The organism is Rhizobium beringeri, from assembly GCF_004306515.1.
GTDB lineage: Bacteria > Pseudomonadota > Alphaproteobacteria > Rhizobiales > Rhizobiaceae > Rhizobium > Rhizobium beringeri.
On the sequence record NZ_SILG01000001.1, the window covers coordinates 1,010,792 to 1,025,982 of the forward strand.

Below are 15,191 nucleotides of genomic sequence, written 5' to 3' on the forward strand. Positions count from 1 at the left end.
TTACTGCAGCTGCGGCTTTCTGAGAAAGCTGTTGCGGTCGGCAGACTTGATGCGCAGCCAGGCTTCCCGGCCGTTCCTGAGAATCCGCATGGGGATTTCGGCGCCGGCTGGGCCGCTGCTCCAGAGCTTGCGGTAGAAATCGGCCAAGCCATCGACCTCTTCGTCGCGGATCTCCGAAATGATATCGCCCTGACGCAGGCCCGCCTGGGCGGCCGGACCGCCTTCGGCCACGCTCATGACCACCACGCCGCCATTGCTCTCGGCGGAGAAGGCGCCGAGCCAGGGCCGCGGCGGCTTGTTGACCTGGCCGCGGTTCAAGAGATCGTCAAGGATCGGCGGCAAAAGGTCGATCGGCACCACCATGTTGATATCAGCAACCTCGTCGCCATCGCTCATCTGCAGGCGAAGCGAACCGATGCCGAGAAGCTTGCCGTCCGAACCGATCAGTGCTGCACCACCCCATGAGGGATGGGCTGGTGCGGTGAAAATCGCCTCGTCCAGCAGATATTCCCAATAGCCGGCAAATTCCTGCCGGGCGACGATATTTGCCTCGACGAATTCTCCGATGCCATCGGCAAGCACGACGGGATCGCCGGGCTTGGCTGTCGCCGCGTCGCCGAGATCCACCGCCGGGGCATTCAGTGGCCCAAGCGCCTGCACCAGGCCGAAGCCGCTTTCCTGATCATAGGCAAGCGCATGCGCGGGAACCACGCGCCCGTCATGGGTTGTCAACCAGACCTCTTCGGCCTCGGTGATGAGATAACCGATGGTCAGCACCAGCCCATTGTCGCGAATAACCACGCCGCTGCCTTCCCGAACGGTGCCCAGCGTCTCCGCTGTGAAGGCATCTTCCGGGATGGAGGAACGGACGGCCACGACAGACCGCAAAATCGGATCGATATTCATGCTTTCATCCCGATGGGCGCCGACGCGAAAGGCCGAAAGCCGGCGCATTCTTCCTTGAATAGGTAAGAGAATGGACGGCAGGTGCAAGACCGTATCGGAGGGAATTTCGGCAGGCCAACGCCCGACCTCCCTCTGATGCCTGCACCAATCAAGGTTTCACTGAGCGTCGAGCCTATCTCGCATGGCATCGCCGGGCGGCTGAGCGCGACCATATTGCCGCGGCGAGCATCCCATCACTCTCTTGAAAGCGGTGCTGAATGCGCTTTCGGATTCATAACCGAGCGACAGGGCGACACCGGCAATTGCTTCGGCCGAGTTTGTCAATCGGTCACCTGCGAGCAGCATTCGCCAGCGCGTCAGATAATCCATCGGCGCAAGCCCGACCTTTTCCTTGAAGTGGAGAGCAAAACTGGACCGGGACATCGAGGCACGTTCAGCCAGTGACTGCAACGTCCACTTGCGGGCTGGATCGGCATGCAGGGCACCGATAGCCGCACCGATTCGCCGGTCGGTAAGCGCGAAAAGCCAGCCGACGCCGCGCGCATTCGGCGATGCGATATGGAGGCGCAACACCTGCATGAGCATGACATGAGCAAAATGCTCCGCCATCAGAAAGCCACCCGGCTGCTGGTCGCGCAATTCGCGCGTCATCCGATCGAGGCACCAGCGCAGCACGGCGGCGTGATCGGAATCCTTCTTCACATGGACGATCGGCGGCAGGATTCCGAGAAGGATGTCCGAATTTCCTCCCGAAAAGGAAAAACGGCTGCCGATCAGGAAGAAATCGCCGCCGCCATTGCAAGTCGCAATGCCGTCGCGGGCGATGGAATAGATCGCGTCGGACGGGATCGCTTCGAGAGCCGGATCGCTGGCGAGACGAAAGGCTCGGCGGCTCGTCAGCAGAAAGCAGTCGCTTTCCTCCAGGCGGACAGCTTCTGGGACGCCATCGACGCTCAGCCAGCAGGCGCCTGAAATCACCGCGTTGAACTTGATGCCATCAGGGGGCGGAAAATCGATCGCCCAAGCGCCGCCAGCGTCAAGCCCCGCAGAAACATAGCTGCGCGGTTTGAGCAATGCGAGAACATCGGATAACGGGTCCATGTAAAAATCCGGACGATGGCGAAGAGATGCCGGACTTTAGCGCATGGATCGTCTGGAGGCCACGCCTTATTCTCGCGACCGTCATCCCGAGCGACGGCAACGTCGCAGAACAAAGGTAATTATCATGAGTGACAAACAAGTCCCCATCCGCTCCGGATTTGGAGCCCACACGACGGCCGACGAGGTTCTGGCCGGTCTCGATCTTTCCGGCAAGCGCGCCATTGTTACCGGCGGCCATTCCGGCCTCGGGCTCGAGACCACGCGTGCTCTGGTGGGCGCCGGCGCCAAGGTGACCATCGGCGGAAGGAGCATCGAGGCAGCGCGCAGCGCGGTCGCCGGTATCGATGGCGTAGAGATTGATCGGCTCGACCTTTCCGACCTCGAAAGCGTTCGTGTCTTTGCCGAGCGGTTCGTCGCGTCTGGCCGCAGCATCGACATCCTGATCAACAGCGCCGGCATCATGGCCTGCCCGGAAACGCGTGTCGGCGACGGATGGGAGGCACAGTTCGCGACCAATCATCTCGGCCATTTCGCCTTGGTCAACCGCCTTTGGCCGGCGATCTCGCCCGGTACTCGCATCGTTTCGGTTTCCTCCGGTGGCCATCACAACTCGGCCATACGATGGGAGGATGTGCAATTCGAGACCGGTTACGACAAATGGCGGGCCTACGGTCAGTCGAAGACCGCCAACGCACTTTTCGCCGTGCATCTGGACAGGCTCGGGCGCGACACCGGCGTCCGCGCCTTCTCGCTGCACCCGGGCAAGATTTTTACCCCCTTGCAGCGCCATCTCGCAAAGGAGGAAATGGTCAGTGCCGGCTGGATCGATGCAGACGGCAATCCGATTGATCCGACATTCAAGACACCAGCCCAGGGGGCAGCGACGCAGGTTTGGGCGGCGACCTCGCCACAACTCGAAGGTATGGGAGGCCTCTATTGCGAGGACTGCGATATCGCCATCCGCGCAACGGTTGGAGAACCCGGCGGCGTCAGCGACCATGCCGCCGATCCCGAGGAGGCAGCACGCCTGTGGATCTTGTCGGCAAGGCTGACCGGCATTGACGCTTTCGCGGCGTACGCCTGAAGCCATAGCTCGCGGCAAACCGTCGTCAATGCGCGATGAAGACGCTGCTAATTGTCTTGCCGTCCTCGCGCCTCACCCGGGACTTCTCGGGTGAAAGCCCGATCGGCAAGCCGAGCGGATCGTCAATACGTCATTGGCGCACACGCCGCCGAAATCGGCCTGCGACAGCGCGGTCGCCGTGCCAGATTGTATTTGCGCAAACAGCAGTCAAATCCGGCGACAATCCGTCATTAAAACGTATCAAGGCGTGCGCAAAAGCTGCGGCATCCCGTCCTGCGTCGTTCTCCGGACTTGGCGCGCGACATTTTTCGTGACAGCGGCATTGTGCAACAATATACCGTCAATCTCATCAGGAATCAGACCGACTCGGATCACGATATGAAAGACTGGCATCCCGATCTCAGCCGCAGCAGCAGCCCCCGTTATATGGCGATCGCCGATGTGATCGAATTGGATCTGCGCAGCGGGCATCTGGTGGTTGGGGACCGGCTGCCGCCGCAACGCGAACTCGCCAAGCGGCTGAATGTCGATTTCACGACGGTGGCGAGAGGTTATGTCGAGGCGCAGAAGCGCGGGCTTGTGGATTCGCATGTCGGCCGAGGCACCTTCGTCACCGGTGGTGCGGACAAGGAGCGCCAGGGTTTCGCGCCCGACGCGGCGCCCGATCCCCGCCGCGCCTCCGTCGTTGACTTCTCGATGAACATGCCGCCGGAACCGGATGATCCGGAACTGATCGCCCGCATGCGCGAGGGCATGTCGGCAGTGGTGGCGAGCCTCATTCCGCTGCTGCGCTACCAGGGTTTCGGCGGCTCCAGCATGGACAAGGAGGCTGCAGCCTCCTGGCTCAGCCGTCGCGGGCTGGTGCCCTCGCAGGAGCGGATCTTCGTCACACCAGGCGCCCATCCGGCCCTGCTGGCGATCTTTGGCCTGCTGGCAAAACCGGGCGAGACCGTGCTTTCGGAAATCATCACCTATCCCGGTATGCGCTCGATCGCCGCCCAGCTGCGGCTCAATCTGACCGGTCTGCCGATGGACGAGGATGGTATCCTGCCGGACGCCTTTGCCGAGGCCTGTGAGAGATTGAAACCGAAAGCGCTCTATCTCAATCCGACGCTGCAGAACCCGACGACGCTGACCATTCCGGCCAGGCGCCGCGAGGAAATCTGCGCTGTTGCCCGCAAATATCACGTGCCGATCGTCGAAGACGATGCCTACGGCTTCATTCCGCAGCAAGGCCCGGCGCCGCTCGCCGCCATGGCGCCCGATCTGACCTGGCATATCGGCGGGCTGGCGAAATGCATCGGCGCGGGTCTGCGCCTTGCCTATGTCGTGGCGCCGGACAGCAAGGCCGTGTGGCCCTTCGTCAGCGCCATGCGCGCCAACAATGTCATGGCCTCGCCGCTGACCGTGGCGCTCGCCACCCGCTGGATCGAGGACGGCACCGCCGATACGATCCTGCGTTTCATCCGTGCCGAAGCCGCCGCCCGCCAGCAGATGGTCGCTGCCATCCTGCCGGCCGGCAGCTACCGCGCCGATCCGATCAGTTTCAACATCTGGCTGCCGCTCTCCAACGGCTGGACCCGCTCCACCTTCGGCAGCCATACCCGTTCGTCCGGCATCGGCGTCGTCGCAAGCGATGCCTTCACGGTCGAGGGCGTCGCACCCGAGGCCGTGCGTGTCTGCCTTGGCGGACCGATCACCCGGGAGAAACTGCAGGGCGCACTGGAATTCATGGCCCATGCGTTGGAAGGCCCGCCGGAAATGGCGGCGTCGTTCTTCTGACGCAGAATTCCGCCACGGGCTGATAAGGCACTGACAAAAGCCGGAAGCGGTCAAGAATCAGATCGGCCGCACTCTAAGCTGTCCGGGCATGGCGAAGCATATCCGTCACGTTCACGTTTGATCCGCCCAGGCTGCCAAGCCTGGCTGCGGCCCCAAATGCTGCTTCAGAAATCTGCAGTCAGCTTGCTGCCGGCCTGCGCTGGGAACTCTGCGGCATTCTGGCGAATTGACTGGTAATTTCTTTCCAATGTAATTATATTGAATGCAGTCATTAAAGACATTGATGGCGTCAATGTTCGCGGCACAGGAAAGCGAGATCGTCATGGATATGGAATATCCCCCACTTCCTCCGATACAGACCGGCATCAGGGGGCGCTGCCCGCGCTGCGGCCAGGGTCATATGTTCAAGGGCTTCCTGACACTGCAGGCGGAATGCGAGGTCTGCGGCCTCGATTATTCCTTCGCCGATCCGGCTGACGGTCCGGCCTTCTTCGTCATCTGCTTCGCCTGCATCCCGAGCGTGCTGCTCGGCGTCTGGCTGGAGGTGGCCTTTTCGGCGCCGATCTGGGTGCAGCTTCTGGTCACCGGCCCCTTCATGCTCGCCACCTGCATTCCGCCGCTGCGGCCGTTGAAGGGCTGGCTGGTCGCCAGCCAGTATTTCTACAAGGCGGAAGAGGGCAAGCTCGCCTAGATCCGGATGATTTTAGGCCGGATCGGCCTATCCGTATCTAGGGTCTATCAACGTAGCGCGCAGCCGTGGCGTCGTAAAATCGAGCAGCGCCCGCAGTTTCAGCGGCACCAGCCCCTGCGCGGGATAGACGAGATGCACTGGCGCCGGCGGCGCTTCGAAATCGGCAAGCAGCGGCACCAGCAGGCCCGCCATCTCGGCGCGTGCGGCCTGGTAGGAGAGCACGCGGGTGATGCCGAGGCCGGCGACAGCCGCATCGACCGCGGCCTCGGCGGTGTTGACGGCCAGCCGCGAGCGGATCGGCACGGCGAGATCATGTTTCCCCTCGGTGAATGTCCAGCTCAGCATCGAGGCTATGCCCTCGAAGGTGACGCAGTCATGCGCGGCGAGATCGCCTGGATGCCGGGGTAGGGCGTGTCGCGTCAGATAATCGGGGCTGGCATAGACGGTGCGGCGGATCGCGCCGAGCCTTGTGGCGATCAGGTTGCTGTCCGGCAGGTTGCCGATCCTGAGCGCCACGTCGATATGATCCTCGACGAGGTTCGACAGCCGGTCGCCAAGCATCAGCCGCAGATTGATATCGGGATAGGCTTTCAGGAAATCCACGACGACAGGCAAGACATGCAGCCGACCGAAGACGATCGGCGCGGTCATCGTCAGTTCGCCTTTCGGCGCGCTATATTCGCCGGCCGCCGTCCGTTCCGCCTCTTCCACCCGATCGAGAATTTCCCGTGCCGCCTCGACATAGGAGCGGCCGGCCTCCGTCAGCGTGACCTTCCGGTTGCTCCGTTGCAGCAGCTGGGCGTTGAGATGTGCTTCCAGCTCCGAAACCTTGCGGCTGACGGTTGCGAGCGGGGATCGCAGATGCCGTGAGGCGGCCGAGAGGCTGCCCTGTTCGACAACGGCAAGAAGCACGGTCATGGCGTCGAGGCGGTCCATTCTATCCTTCCATGAATTGGTAACATGCCTTCCAGATTAGCATTCTACTGCAGTCAGGTGGAAGGCAGTAAATTATGCCGCAGATGGTTCGAAGCGGCCATCGCCAACCGCGTCCCGTCGATCGAAAGACCAAAGGAACCATCATGAAACTCTACCATCACCCGCTCTCCGGTCATGCACACCGGGCTCACCTGTTCCTGTCGCTGCTTGGCGTGCCTTATGAACTGGTCGAGGTCGACATGGCGGCGGGCGCCCACAAGGCGCCGGACTTTCTGAAACTCAATCCCTTCGGCCAAGTGCCGGTGCTCGACGACAATGGCACGGTCATTGCCGATTCCTCTGCCATCCTCGTCTATCTCGCCCGCAAATACGGCCGCACCGACTGGCTGCCGGAAGAGGCGGTGGCTGCGGCGCGGATACAGAAATGGCTCTCGGTTGCATCAGGCGAGATCGCCTACGGACCTTGTGCCGCGCGCCTGGTCACCGTCTTCGGCGCCGATTTCCGCACCGACGAGGTGATCGCCCGAGCGCACCGCATTCTCGCGTTGATCGAGGCGGAACTCTACGGCCGCAGCTTCCTGCTCGGTGACAATCCTGCGATCGCCGACATCGCGCTCTACAGCTACATCGCCAATGCGCCGGAGGGCAATGTCGACATCTCCGGCTATCCAAGCGTTCGCGCCTGGCTTGCGCGCATCGAGGCGCTGCCGGGTTTCGTCGGTTTTCGCAAGACCAAGATCGGCCTTGCCGCGTGAGAAGCCGCCGGGGCGGGTCGCTGTCCCGGTTCCCCAAATGGTGCCCAAAAGGAGGCCGTGATGCTGGAGCAGACAGGACAGGACGCCACATCGCCCTGGCATGCGGGTGAACTCGCCATGCAGCGCAGCGTCGGTGTCGCCGAACGCATGGACGGGCCGGGCCGGAATTTCGTCCGCAAGGCCATGCCGGAGCAGCACCGCGCCTTCTTTCCGATGCTGCCTTTCGTCGTGCTCGGCGCGGTCGATGCCAAGGGCGATGTCTGGGCAACGGTGCGGGCTGAGCGCCCGGGATTCATGGCCTCGCCGGAGCCGGAGGTCCTTGAGGTCCGCCTGCCACGTGACGCAGCCGATCCTGCCGATGCCGGTATGGAGGATGGTGACGCGATCGCGATGCTCGGCATCCAGCTCGAGACCCGGCGGCGCAACCGGCTGAACGGCGTGATCCGCAGGACGGATGCCGGAGCTTTCCAAGTGCGCGTCGGCCAGAGCTTCGGCAATTGCCCGCAATATATCCAGCTTCGCTCTTCCGCCTTCGTCCGCGATCCCGATATGCCGACGGCGATGTCGCCCGTTCATGCCGGCCAACTCGACGATCGGGCGCGGTGGATGATCGAGCGCGCCGATACGTTTTTCGTCGCCTCTTATGTCGACCGCGACAATGGCGAGCGGCAGGTGGACGTGTCCCATCGCGGCGGCAATGCCGGCTTCGTCCGTGTCGGCGCCGACGGTATGCTGACCATTCCCGATTTCTCCGGCAATCGGTTCTTCAACACGCTCGGCAATTTCCTCGTCAATCCGAAGGCGGGGCTGGTCTTCATCGATTTCGAAACCGGCGACATGCTGCAGATGACGGGCAGGGCCGAGGTGCTGCTGGATTCGCCTGAGATCGCCAGCTTTCAACGGGCGGAACGGCTGTGGCGTTTCACGCCCGAAGCGATCGTGCTTCGCCCGGATGCCCTGCCGCTGCGATGGAACCTATATCGCGACCTCTGAGGCGAAAGGTCGCTTCGAGGCGGCTTGCTAATGATTGTACCGGTAGGTACAATCAAGACCAATGAGTACAGGATAGTCCTATGTTCAGGAGAACCTATGTCCAGCCTCGTCCCGCCTTTCACCCTTGAGACCGCCACCCAGAAAGTCCGTCTTGCCGAGGACGGTTGGAATAGCCGTGATCCCGAGCGCGTCTCGCTCGTCTATACGCCGGACAGCCGCTGGCGGAACCGCGCCGAATTCATCACCGGCCGCGCCGAGATCGTCGCCTTCCTCACCCGCAAATGGGCAAAGGAGCTGGACTACCGGCTGATCAAGGAGATCTGGGCCTTCACCGATCATCGCATCGCCGTGCGCTTCGCCTATGAATGGCACGATGACAGCGGCAACTGGTTCCGCTCCTATGGCAACGAAAACTGGGAATTCGACACCGCCGGCTTGATGCAGCGCCGCTTCGCCTGCATCAACGACCTGCCGATCCGGGAATCGGAGCGCAAATACCACTGGCCGCTCGGCCGACGTCCGGATGACCATCCCGGTCTGACCGAACTCGGCCTCTGATCAAGCCAAGGGAAGTTCGCGGGTGAAAACTGTCTATGAACGCGCCGACATCGTACCGCTGCTCGCCGAAATCTTCCGCCAACTCGGCTATGAGGGCACGTCGCTCAGCCGCATCACCGAACGCACCGGCATCGGCAAGGGCAGCCTCTACCACTTCTTCCCCGGCGGTAAGGAGGAGATGGCAAGATCGGTGCTCGCCGATGTCGATGCCTGGTTCGAACAGGCGATCTATCAGCCGTTGAGAAATGGAGACGCCCGTGAGGCGATCGCGGCGATGTGGACGAATGTGAACGATTACTTCCGCTCCGGCCGCCGCATCTGCCTCGTCGGCGCCTTCGCGCTTGACGAGACCCGCGAGCGGTTTTCGGCAGCGATCGGCGACTATTTCATCCGCTGGATCGATGCGTTGCGTTCGGCGCTGATGCGGGCAGGCTGCCCGGAGGAGGAGGCGCAAGCGCTCGCTGAGGAGGGCGTCTCCGGCATCCAGGGCGCACTGGTGCTCTCGCGTGCGCTGGACGATAGGATGGTTTTCACCCGATCGCTGGAAACGCTGGCGAAACGGCTCGATGCTGTGATGCGATGAGGGGCGGTAATGTGATGAGGGGCAAACCGCTGGGACGTCTATTGCCCTGCGAAAAATTCACCCGGCCACGATCGACTGGCCGGGGCATTGATCGGGCGCTGGGCGGCGCTCGAGCTTACATTGGTACCGCTTTGCGTATATTTCAGCGTTGTTGTTGAGGCTGCTGGGCCGGGCGCGTATTTTCCCGTTCAGGGCGAATCTGGCGCCATTCGTTTTCCATCTGGTCGACGACATGCTGGGGAATGGTGGTTTGGGTACTGGCGGGCGTCTGCATCGGAAGTCTCCTCTGTTCGCGGTAAGGCTTCGGGGCAGGAAGATGCATTGCACAAGACAAAAGGCGTGTAAATCAGTGGTTTAAACACTTTAAACGATTAAATCGATTTTAATCGATTAAGACGGTTTTAACCATGATATTTGTGGGAAGCGCGGAATGGTTGTCCACATGGACCGGGCATTCTTTTTCGACACTGTGCGGCACGGACTCTTCAAGGGAAAGCTGACGCAGCCTCAGGTAGTGGGCATCACGGCGATTCTCGACGCTTGGGAAGAGCGGTTTGCCCATGCCGACCGGCGGTGGCTCGCCTATATCCTCGCAACCGCTTACCACGAGACCGCCTACACGATGCAGCCGGTGCGTGAGACATTGGCGGAAAGCGATGCGCGCGCGGTCGAGATCCTGGAGACGGCCTTTGCCGCGGGCCGGCTCTCCTGGGTGAAGACGCCCTATTGGCGGCCGGACGAGGATGGCTGCAGTTGGCTCGGCCGCGGCCTGGTGCAGCTCACCCATAAGCGGAACTATGAGGCGATGAGCGTGCTGACCGGGATCGACCTCGTTGCCGATCCCGACCGGGCGATGGAGATGGATGCGGCGGTGACGATCCTGATCGAGGGCATGCTGCAGGGCAGCTTTACCGGCCACAAACTCGCCGATCACCTGAACGCGACGACCGCGGACTGGGTGAATGCGCGCCGCATCGTCAACGGCACCGACCGGGCGGAAAAGCTTGCAGCCTATGCCATGGCCTTCGATGCGGCGATACGCCCCGATGCTGCGCGTGGCATGCTCGCGCGGTTGAAGGCCTGGGGCTCGCGTGTTATCGCCCGGCTGACAGCTGGAGCGCCGCGCGTCCGATAGGATGCGCCAAGGTCGCTCCATCATTTTGATAAATCTGACAGGAGCTTCCGCGTGATCCGTCATATCGTCTTCTTCACCGTGCAGGAGGAACATCTGCAGGAGGTGAGGGCAGGGCTTTCGATTCTGACCGGCATTCCGCATGCGCGGCTGCTGGAAATCGGCACCAATGTGAAGACCGATCAGCTGGGCACCGAGATCGATCTGGTGGTCTATGGCGAATTTGACGATGAGGCGGCCCTTGCTGCCTACAAGGCGCATCCTGATTATCAGCTCTCGATCGATCGTGTGCGGCCGCTCCGCGAAAAGCGCATCGCCGCCGATTACGACAGCCGCACGGCGGTGACGCGGCCGCTCTGAATTGCGCAAGCGTCCAACTGCCAGGCTACATTCCATTGAAATTTCAAATGGATGAATGATTGTCCGGATTCGGATCGCCCGGAAGCTGACTCAACTTCTGAGTCCTCGGACTCAACTTTCGAAAAAGCGGCGGCAAGCGATTCAAAAGATTCGTCAAAAGCGGCTGCTCGCTCAGTGCCAGGTCGGCCACAACGATCGCGGTGGGCAGACGGCAAGGCGCTCTCGTCCTGATGTCGATGATAATCAAGACAGATTAAGAATCGCTGACTTTGCAGGCCGGGCTCTCACGGAGCGACCGGGCTCGGCTGCGATGCGTGGGCGCCGCGCACCAGCGCCATCAGCATCAGCACGAAGCCCAGCGACAAGGCTGCGAGAACGGCGCAGGCAAAGAGCGCCGGGCCGGTGCCGGCGCGGTCGAGGATGGCGGTGAAGATGACCGGAGCGATGGCGTTGGCGAGATTTTGCGGCAGCGACAGCCTGGCTGATTGCAGTCCGAATTCGCGCGGTGAGAACAGCGCCAGCGGCAGCAGCGCGCGGGCGACGGTCATGACGCCGGCGCCGAAGCCGTAGAGCAGGATGAAGGTGACGAGCAGCGGTGTCGACGGGCTGGCGACCAGCATTATCAGGAAACTGATCATCATCAGGCTGATGCCCATGGTCGCGCTGAGCATGGGGTTGCCGCGCCGGCCGAGCAGCATGTCGAGGAAACGTGCCGAGATGCCGAGGACGCCGCGTGCCGAGCCGAGCTGCAGCGCGAAGGCCGGCGAGGCGCCGGACTGGCGGAAGATTTCGAGCAGCGATGGCGAGATGCCAAAGGTGATGAAGGTCGAGATCGTCGTCGCCGCGGCAATCAGCAGGAAGGCTTTGCGTTGCTCAGCCTTCGACAGCGGCACCGGGGCGATTTCGGCCGCACTGCCTTCGACATGCGTTGCGACCGGCTTCGGCAGGGCGAAAAGATGCAGCGGCAGGCAGACGAAGAATTGCAGCGCTGCGCAGACCAGGAAGGTGAGGCGCCAGCCGACCGCCTCGTTGAGCAGGCTGAGGATCGGCCAGAAGATGGCGCTCGAAAGTCCGGTGAACAGCATCAGGATGGCGATGACGCGTTTGCCGTTCGACCCTTCGCGCTCGACGACGGCGGTATAGGCCGGTGCCGAGAGGCCAAATGCGCCGCCAATGCCGATGATGACCCAGGCGCTGGCATAGAGCACGATGCCGTTTGCGGCGGCAAGCAGAAGCAGGCCAAGCGCAAAGGTCAGCGAAGCGGCCGAAAGTACCCCGGCAGCGCCGTAGCGGCCGAGCCATCGGCCGGTTGCCGGGCCGACAATGGCGCTGACCACCATCATGATCGTCAGGCCGGCAAATACCACTTCGTTCGGCAGACCGAGATCGGGCGCCACGACGCGGCCCATGACCCCGAGCATGTCGAAAGTCGTGCCCCAGCCGATCAGCTGGGTAACGGCAAGGACGGTGACCGTCTGCGCCGAGCGGAAGCGGGAGGATTTTGGCATCGGTGCTGAAACGGTCTGAAATGCGGGGGCAGCAAGGACATAACAGTTTCAACCGGCCGGTGAAAGCTGCGGTCGGCAGGAATCGGAACGGCGCGGCCGATTCGCAAACGACGGCTGTGGAGTCTGTCCCGCCAATTCACCGCCTTTACGGGGGTGATGAAGAATGCGTGGATCCCAAGGCTGGAGGCTATCGTTCTTGGACGCAACGGCGCCGCCGGCGCTTGCCGCGGTGGCGATTTCCAGGCGCTGAAACAGGCTGTCCCGAACAGTCGAGAACAATTCTAAACACCCTGCATTACAGCGCATTCATTTGCCATTCAGGTCGCGTGAGTACATATTCGGGGCAAGTTGGCATTACCTTGAAAGCATAACACATGGCCTTTCCTCTGAGCGTCGCAGCATTGGCCGCCGGACTGGTGGTATCGGCGCCCTCACCGGACGCCACGGGCAGTTTTGTCCTGCGTGTGGGAGGCGATTGCAGCGCCGCCGCAGCCCAGGTCGTCGAGCAGACGGGCGGCCAGCTGCTGTCCGTGCAACCGGTGGGCGATACCTGCATCATCACCGTTCTTGTGCAGGGCAACGGCCAGCGCCCACGCAAAGTGACGGTAAAGGTTCCGATGTAAGCGGAATCGGCTTATTCAGGACATTGATCGATTTGAAGCGGACGAAGGCGGACCGATGCGCATCCTGGTAGTCGAAGACGACGTTAATCTGAACCGGCAGCTGGCCGACACGCTGAAGGAGGCGGGATATGTCGTCGACCAGGCGTTCGACGGCGAGGAAGGCCATTTCCTCGGCGACACCGAACCCTATGACGCCATCATCCTCGATATCGGCCTGCCGGAGATGGACGGGGTTACCGTTCTTGAAAAATGGCGCGGCGCCGGTCGCGGCGTTCCGGTGCTGATCCTGACGGCGCGCGACCGATGGAGCGACAAGGTCGCCGGCATCGATGCGGGTGCCGACGACTACGTCACCAAACCCTTCCATGTCGAGGAAGTGCTGGCGCGCATTCGGGCGCTGATCCGGCGTGCGGCCGGGCATTCCTCATCCGAGATCATCTGCGGGCCGGTGCGGCTGGATACCAAGTCATCGAAGGCGACGGTCAACGGCACGACGCTGAAGCTGACCTCGCACGAATATCGCCTGCTCGCCTATCTCATGCATCACATGGGTGAGGTCGTCTCGCGCACGGAGCTGGTCGAGCATATGTACGACCAGGATTTCGACCGTGATTCCAACACGATCGAAGTCTTCGTCGGCCGCCTGCGCAAGAAAATGGGCGTCGACCTGATCGAAACGGTGCGCGGTCTCGGTTACCGCATCCAAGCGCCGAAACATGCGAATTAAATCGCTCACCGCACGTGTGTTGTTGCTGACCACGGTCTGGTCGACGGTGGCGCTGGTGGTGATCGGCCTCTTGATCTCCACCCTCTACCGCAAGAGTGCCGAACGCGGTTTCCAGGATCTGTTGCGGGCGCAGCTTTATAATGTCATCAATTCGGTGACGATCGGCGATCAGGGGGCACTCAGCGGCAGCCCGCAACTCGGCGACCTGCGTTTTGCCCAGCCGAAGACCGGCTGGTACTGGGTGGTGGAGCCGCTCGGCACCTATACGACCGCACCGCTGGTCTCGCCCTCGCTCGGCTCGGCGCTCATTCCGGTTCCCTCGGTCGTCGAGGCGCCCTTCGACAAGAATTACGAGCGCTACTATCAGGTGACCGATGCCTCGGGCAACCGCGTGCAGGTGGCCGAAACCGAAGTGGTGCTCGATACCGACGGGCGTGCGGCGCGCGTCCGCGTCACCGGCAATGTCGATGTCGTCGAGGACGACGTGCGCACCTTTTCCCACAGCCTCTATCTGGCGCTCGCCGGTTTTGGCGTCGGCAGCCTGATCGTCAATGCGCTGGCGATTCTCTACGGCCTGAAGCCGCTCGATAAGGCGCGTGCCGCGCTGGAGCGCATCCGCGCCGGCGAGAGCGAGCAGCTGAAGGGCGATTTCCCGCGCGAAATCCTGCCGCTCGCCAACGAGGTGAATGCGCTGATCGACAGCAACCGCCGCATCGTCGAGCGCGCCCGCATGCAGGTCGGCAATCTCGCGCATTCGCTGAAGACGCCGATCGCCGTGCTCCTCAACGAGGCGCGGGTCCTGGAAAAATCCCATGGCGAGCTGGTCCGCAGCCAGGCGGAATCGATGCAGGGGCAGGTGCAGTCCTATCTCAATCGGGCGCGCATCGCCGCGCAACGCGAATCCGTGCTCGCCCGCACCGATGCCGAGCCGGCGCTCGAGCGGCTGGTGCGCGTCATGCGCCGGCTGAACGTCGATACCGAATTCGACCTTGTCGTCTCGCCGCCGCATCTGGCCGTTGCCATGGAGCAGCAGGATCTCGAGGAGACCGTCGGCAATCTCCTGGAAAATGCGGCGCGTTTTGCCAAGAGCAGGGTGCGGCTTTCGGCCGTCGAGGCCGGCGAGGATGTGAAGGGGGTGGAGGCGAGCGCGCGCCGCCATTGGGTGGAGCTCGCTGTCGAGGATGACGGGCCGGGCCTGGAGCCGGACCAGATCCGCGAGGCGCTGAAGCGCGGCCGCAGGCTCGATGAAAGCAAGCCCGGGACCGGGCTCGGCCTTTCGATCGTCACCGAGATTTCCAACGAATACCAGGGACGGCTCGAGCTTTCCCGCGGTGAATGGGGCGGGCTGAAGGCGAAGCTTATCCTGCCTGGCGTCACAAAGGATGTTGCATGAGCAACTGCTTGATGTCACAAAGATACTGGCAAATGCATAGCATGCTTTGCCTTAATGCT

17 protein-coding genes are annotated in these 15,191 nt (G+C 62.3%); 12 read left to right on the top strand and 5 right to left on the bottom strand.

Annotation, left to right across the window (positions count from 1 at the left end):
- Positions 1 to 906, bottom strand: a complete 906-nt coding sequence (locus ELH03_RS05280; protein ID WP_105008094.1) for a S1C family serine protease — start codon at positions 904 to 906, stop codon at positions 1 to 3.
- 156 nt (positions 907 to 1,062) lie between these two features.
- Positions 1,063 to 2,007: an AraC family transcriptional regulator gene (locus ELH03_RS05285; protein ID WP_128401997.1), complete on the bottom strand. Its 945-nt coding sequence runs from the start codon at positions 2,005 to 2,007 to the stop codon at positions 1,063 to 1,065.
- Between the two features lie 124 nt (positions 2,008 to 2,131).
- Between ELH03_RS05285 and ELH03_RS05290 the strand changes: the two genes are divergently transcribed.
- From ELH03_RS05290 to ELH03_RS05300, 3 genes are all read left to right on the top strand, one after another.
- The gene (locus ELH03_RS05290) at positions 2,132 to 3,091 is read left to right on the top strand and encodes an SDR family NAD(P)-dependent oxidoreductase (protein ID WP_128401996.1); all 960 of its coding nucleotides are present in this window, start codon (positions 2,132 to 2,134) and stop codon (positions 3,089 to 3,091) included.
- 378 nt (positions 3,092 to 3,469) lie between these two features.
- Positions 3,470 to 4,873 (top strand): aminotransferase-like domain-containing protein, encoded by a 1,404-nt coding sequence (locus tag ELH03_RS05295; protein ID WP_128401995.1) that lies wholly within the window; start codon positions 3,470 to 3,472, stop codon positions 4,871 to 4,873.
- A 322-nt stretch (positions 4,874 to 5,195) separates the two neighbouring features.
- Complete coding sequence (locus ELH03_RS05300; protein ID WP_130766709.1) at positions 5,196 to 5,564, top strand: DUF983 domain-containing protein; 369 nt, start codon at positions 5,196 to 5,198, stop codon at positions 5,562 to 5,564.
- 27 nt (positions 5,565 to 5,591) lie between these two features.
- Here the strand turns inward: ELH03_RS05300 and ELH03_RS05305 are convergent, their stop codons facing one another.
- Positions 5,592 to 6,500, bottom strand: a complete 909-nt coding sequence (locus ELH03_RS05305; protein ID WP_130766121.1) for a LysR family transcriptional regulator — start codon at positions 6,498 to 6,500, stop codon at positions 5,592 to 5,594.
- Positions 6,501 to 6,643: 143 nt separating this feature from the next.
- On the opposite strand from ELH03_RS05305, the gene ELH03_RS05310 reads away from it, so the two are divergent.
- From ELH03_RS05310 to ELH03_RS05325, 4 genes are all read left to right on the top strand, one after another.
- The gene (locus ELH03_RS05310; protein ID WP_128401993.1) at positions 6,644 to 7,255 is read left to right on the top strand and encodes a glutathione S-transferase family protein; all 612 of its coding nucleotides are present in this window, start codon (positions 6,644 to 6,646) and stop codon (positions 7,253 to 7,255) included.
- A 60-nt stretch (positions 7,256 to 7,315) separates the two neighbouring features.
- Complete coding sequence (locus ELH03_RS05315) at positions 7,316 to 8,248, top strand: pyridoxamine 5'-phosphate oxidase family protein (RefSeq protein ID WP_130766122.1); 933 nt, start codon at positions 7,316 to 7,318, stop codon at positions 8,246 to 8,248.
- A 96-nt stretch (positions 8,249 to 8,344) separates the two neighbouring features.
- Positions 8,345 to 8,806 (top strand): nuclear transport factor 2 family protein, encoded by a 462-nt coding sequence (locus ELH03_RS05320; protein ID WP_113547100.1) that lies wholly within the window; start codon positions 8,345 to 8,347, stop codon positions 8,804 to 8,806.
- 22 nt (positions 8,807 to 8,828) lie between these two features.
- Positions 8,829 to 9,389 (top strand): TetR/AcrR family transcriptional regulator, encoded by a 561-nt coding sequence (locus ELH03_RS05325; protein ID WP_130766123.1) that lies wholly within the window; start codon positions 8,829 to 8,831, stop codon positions 9,387 to 9,389.
- A 142-nt stretch (positions 9,390 to 9,531) separates the two neighbouring features.
- Here ELH03_RS05325 and ELH03_RS38465 read toward each other — a convergent pair whose 3' ends face one another.
- Entirely contained in the window at positions 9,532 to 9,663 is a 132-nt protein-coding gene (locus ELH03_RS38465; protein WP_003557921.1) for a hypothetical protein, read from the bottom strand.
- 156 nt (positions 9,664 to 9,819) lie between these two features.
- Between ELH03_RS38465 and ELH03_RS05330 the strand changes: the two genes are divergently transcribed.
- Together ELH03_RS05330 and ELH03_RS05335 are read left to right on the top strand one after the other, a co-directional pair.
- Positions 9,820 to 10,524 carry a hypothetical protein gene (locus ELH03_RS05330; protein ID WP_128401990.1) on the top strand — a complete coding sequence of 235 codons (705 nt, stop codon included), beginning with the start codon at positions 9,820 to 9,822 and terminating at the stop codon, positions 10,522 to 10,524.
- 51 nt (positions 10,525 to 10,575) lie between these two features.
- Positions 10,576 to 10,881, top strand: a complete 306-nt coding sequence (locus tag ELH03_RS05335; RefSeq protein ID WP_003546748.1) for a Dabb family protein — start codon at positions 10,576 to 10,578, stop codon at positions 10,879 to 10,881.
- A gap of 284 nt (positions 10,882 to 11,165) precedes the next feature.
- Here the strand turns inward: ELH03_RS05335 and ELH03_RS05340 are convergent, their stop codons facing one another.
- Positions 11,166 to 12,389 carry an MFS transporter gene (locus ELH03_RS05340; RefSeq protein WP_128401989.1) on the bottom strand — a complete coding sequence of 408 codons (1,224 nt, stop codon included), beginning with the start codon at positions 12,387 to 12,389 and terminating at the stop codon, positions 11,166 to 11,168.
- Positions 12,390 to 12,763: 374 nt separating this feature from the next.
- Here ELH03_RS05340 and ELH03_RS05345 point away from each other — a divergent pair, with 374 nt between their 5' ends.
- Genes ELH03_RS05345 through ELH03_RS05355 form a run of 3 tightly spaced genes read left to right on the top strand, consistent with a single transcriptional unit; the run spans position 12,764 to position 15,132 of the window.
- Positions 12,764 to 13,012 (top strand): hypothetical protein, encoded by a 249-nt coding sequence (locus ELH03_RS05345; protein ID WP_018241305.1) that lies wholly within the window; start codon positions 12,764 to 12,766, stop codon positions 13,010 to 13,012.
- A 55-nt stretch (positions 13,013 to 13,067) separates the two neighbouring features.
- Positions 13,068 to 13,739, top strand: coding sequence for a response regulator transcription factor (locus ELH03_RS05350; protein WP_018241306.1), 672 nt, complete (start codon positions 13,068 to 13,070; stop codon positions 13,737 to 13,739).
- Positions 13,729 to 15,132: an ATP-binding protein gene (locus tag ELH03_RS05355; protein WP_018070966.1), complete on the top strand. Its 1,404-nt coding sequence runs from the start codon at positions 13,729 to 13,731 to the stop codon at positions 15,130 to 15,132. The genes ELH03_RS05350 and ELH03_RS05355 overlap by 11 nt, the downstream gene beginning before the upstream one ends.
- The last annotated feature ends 59 nt before the right edge of the window (positions 15,133 to 15,191 follow it).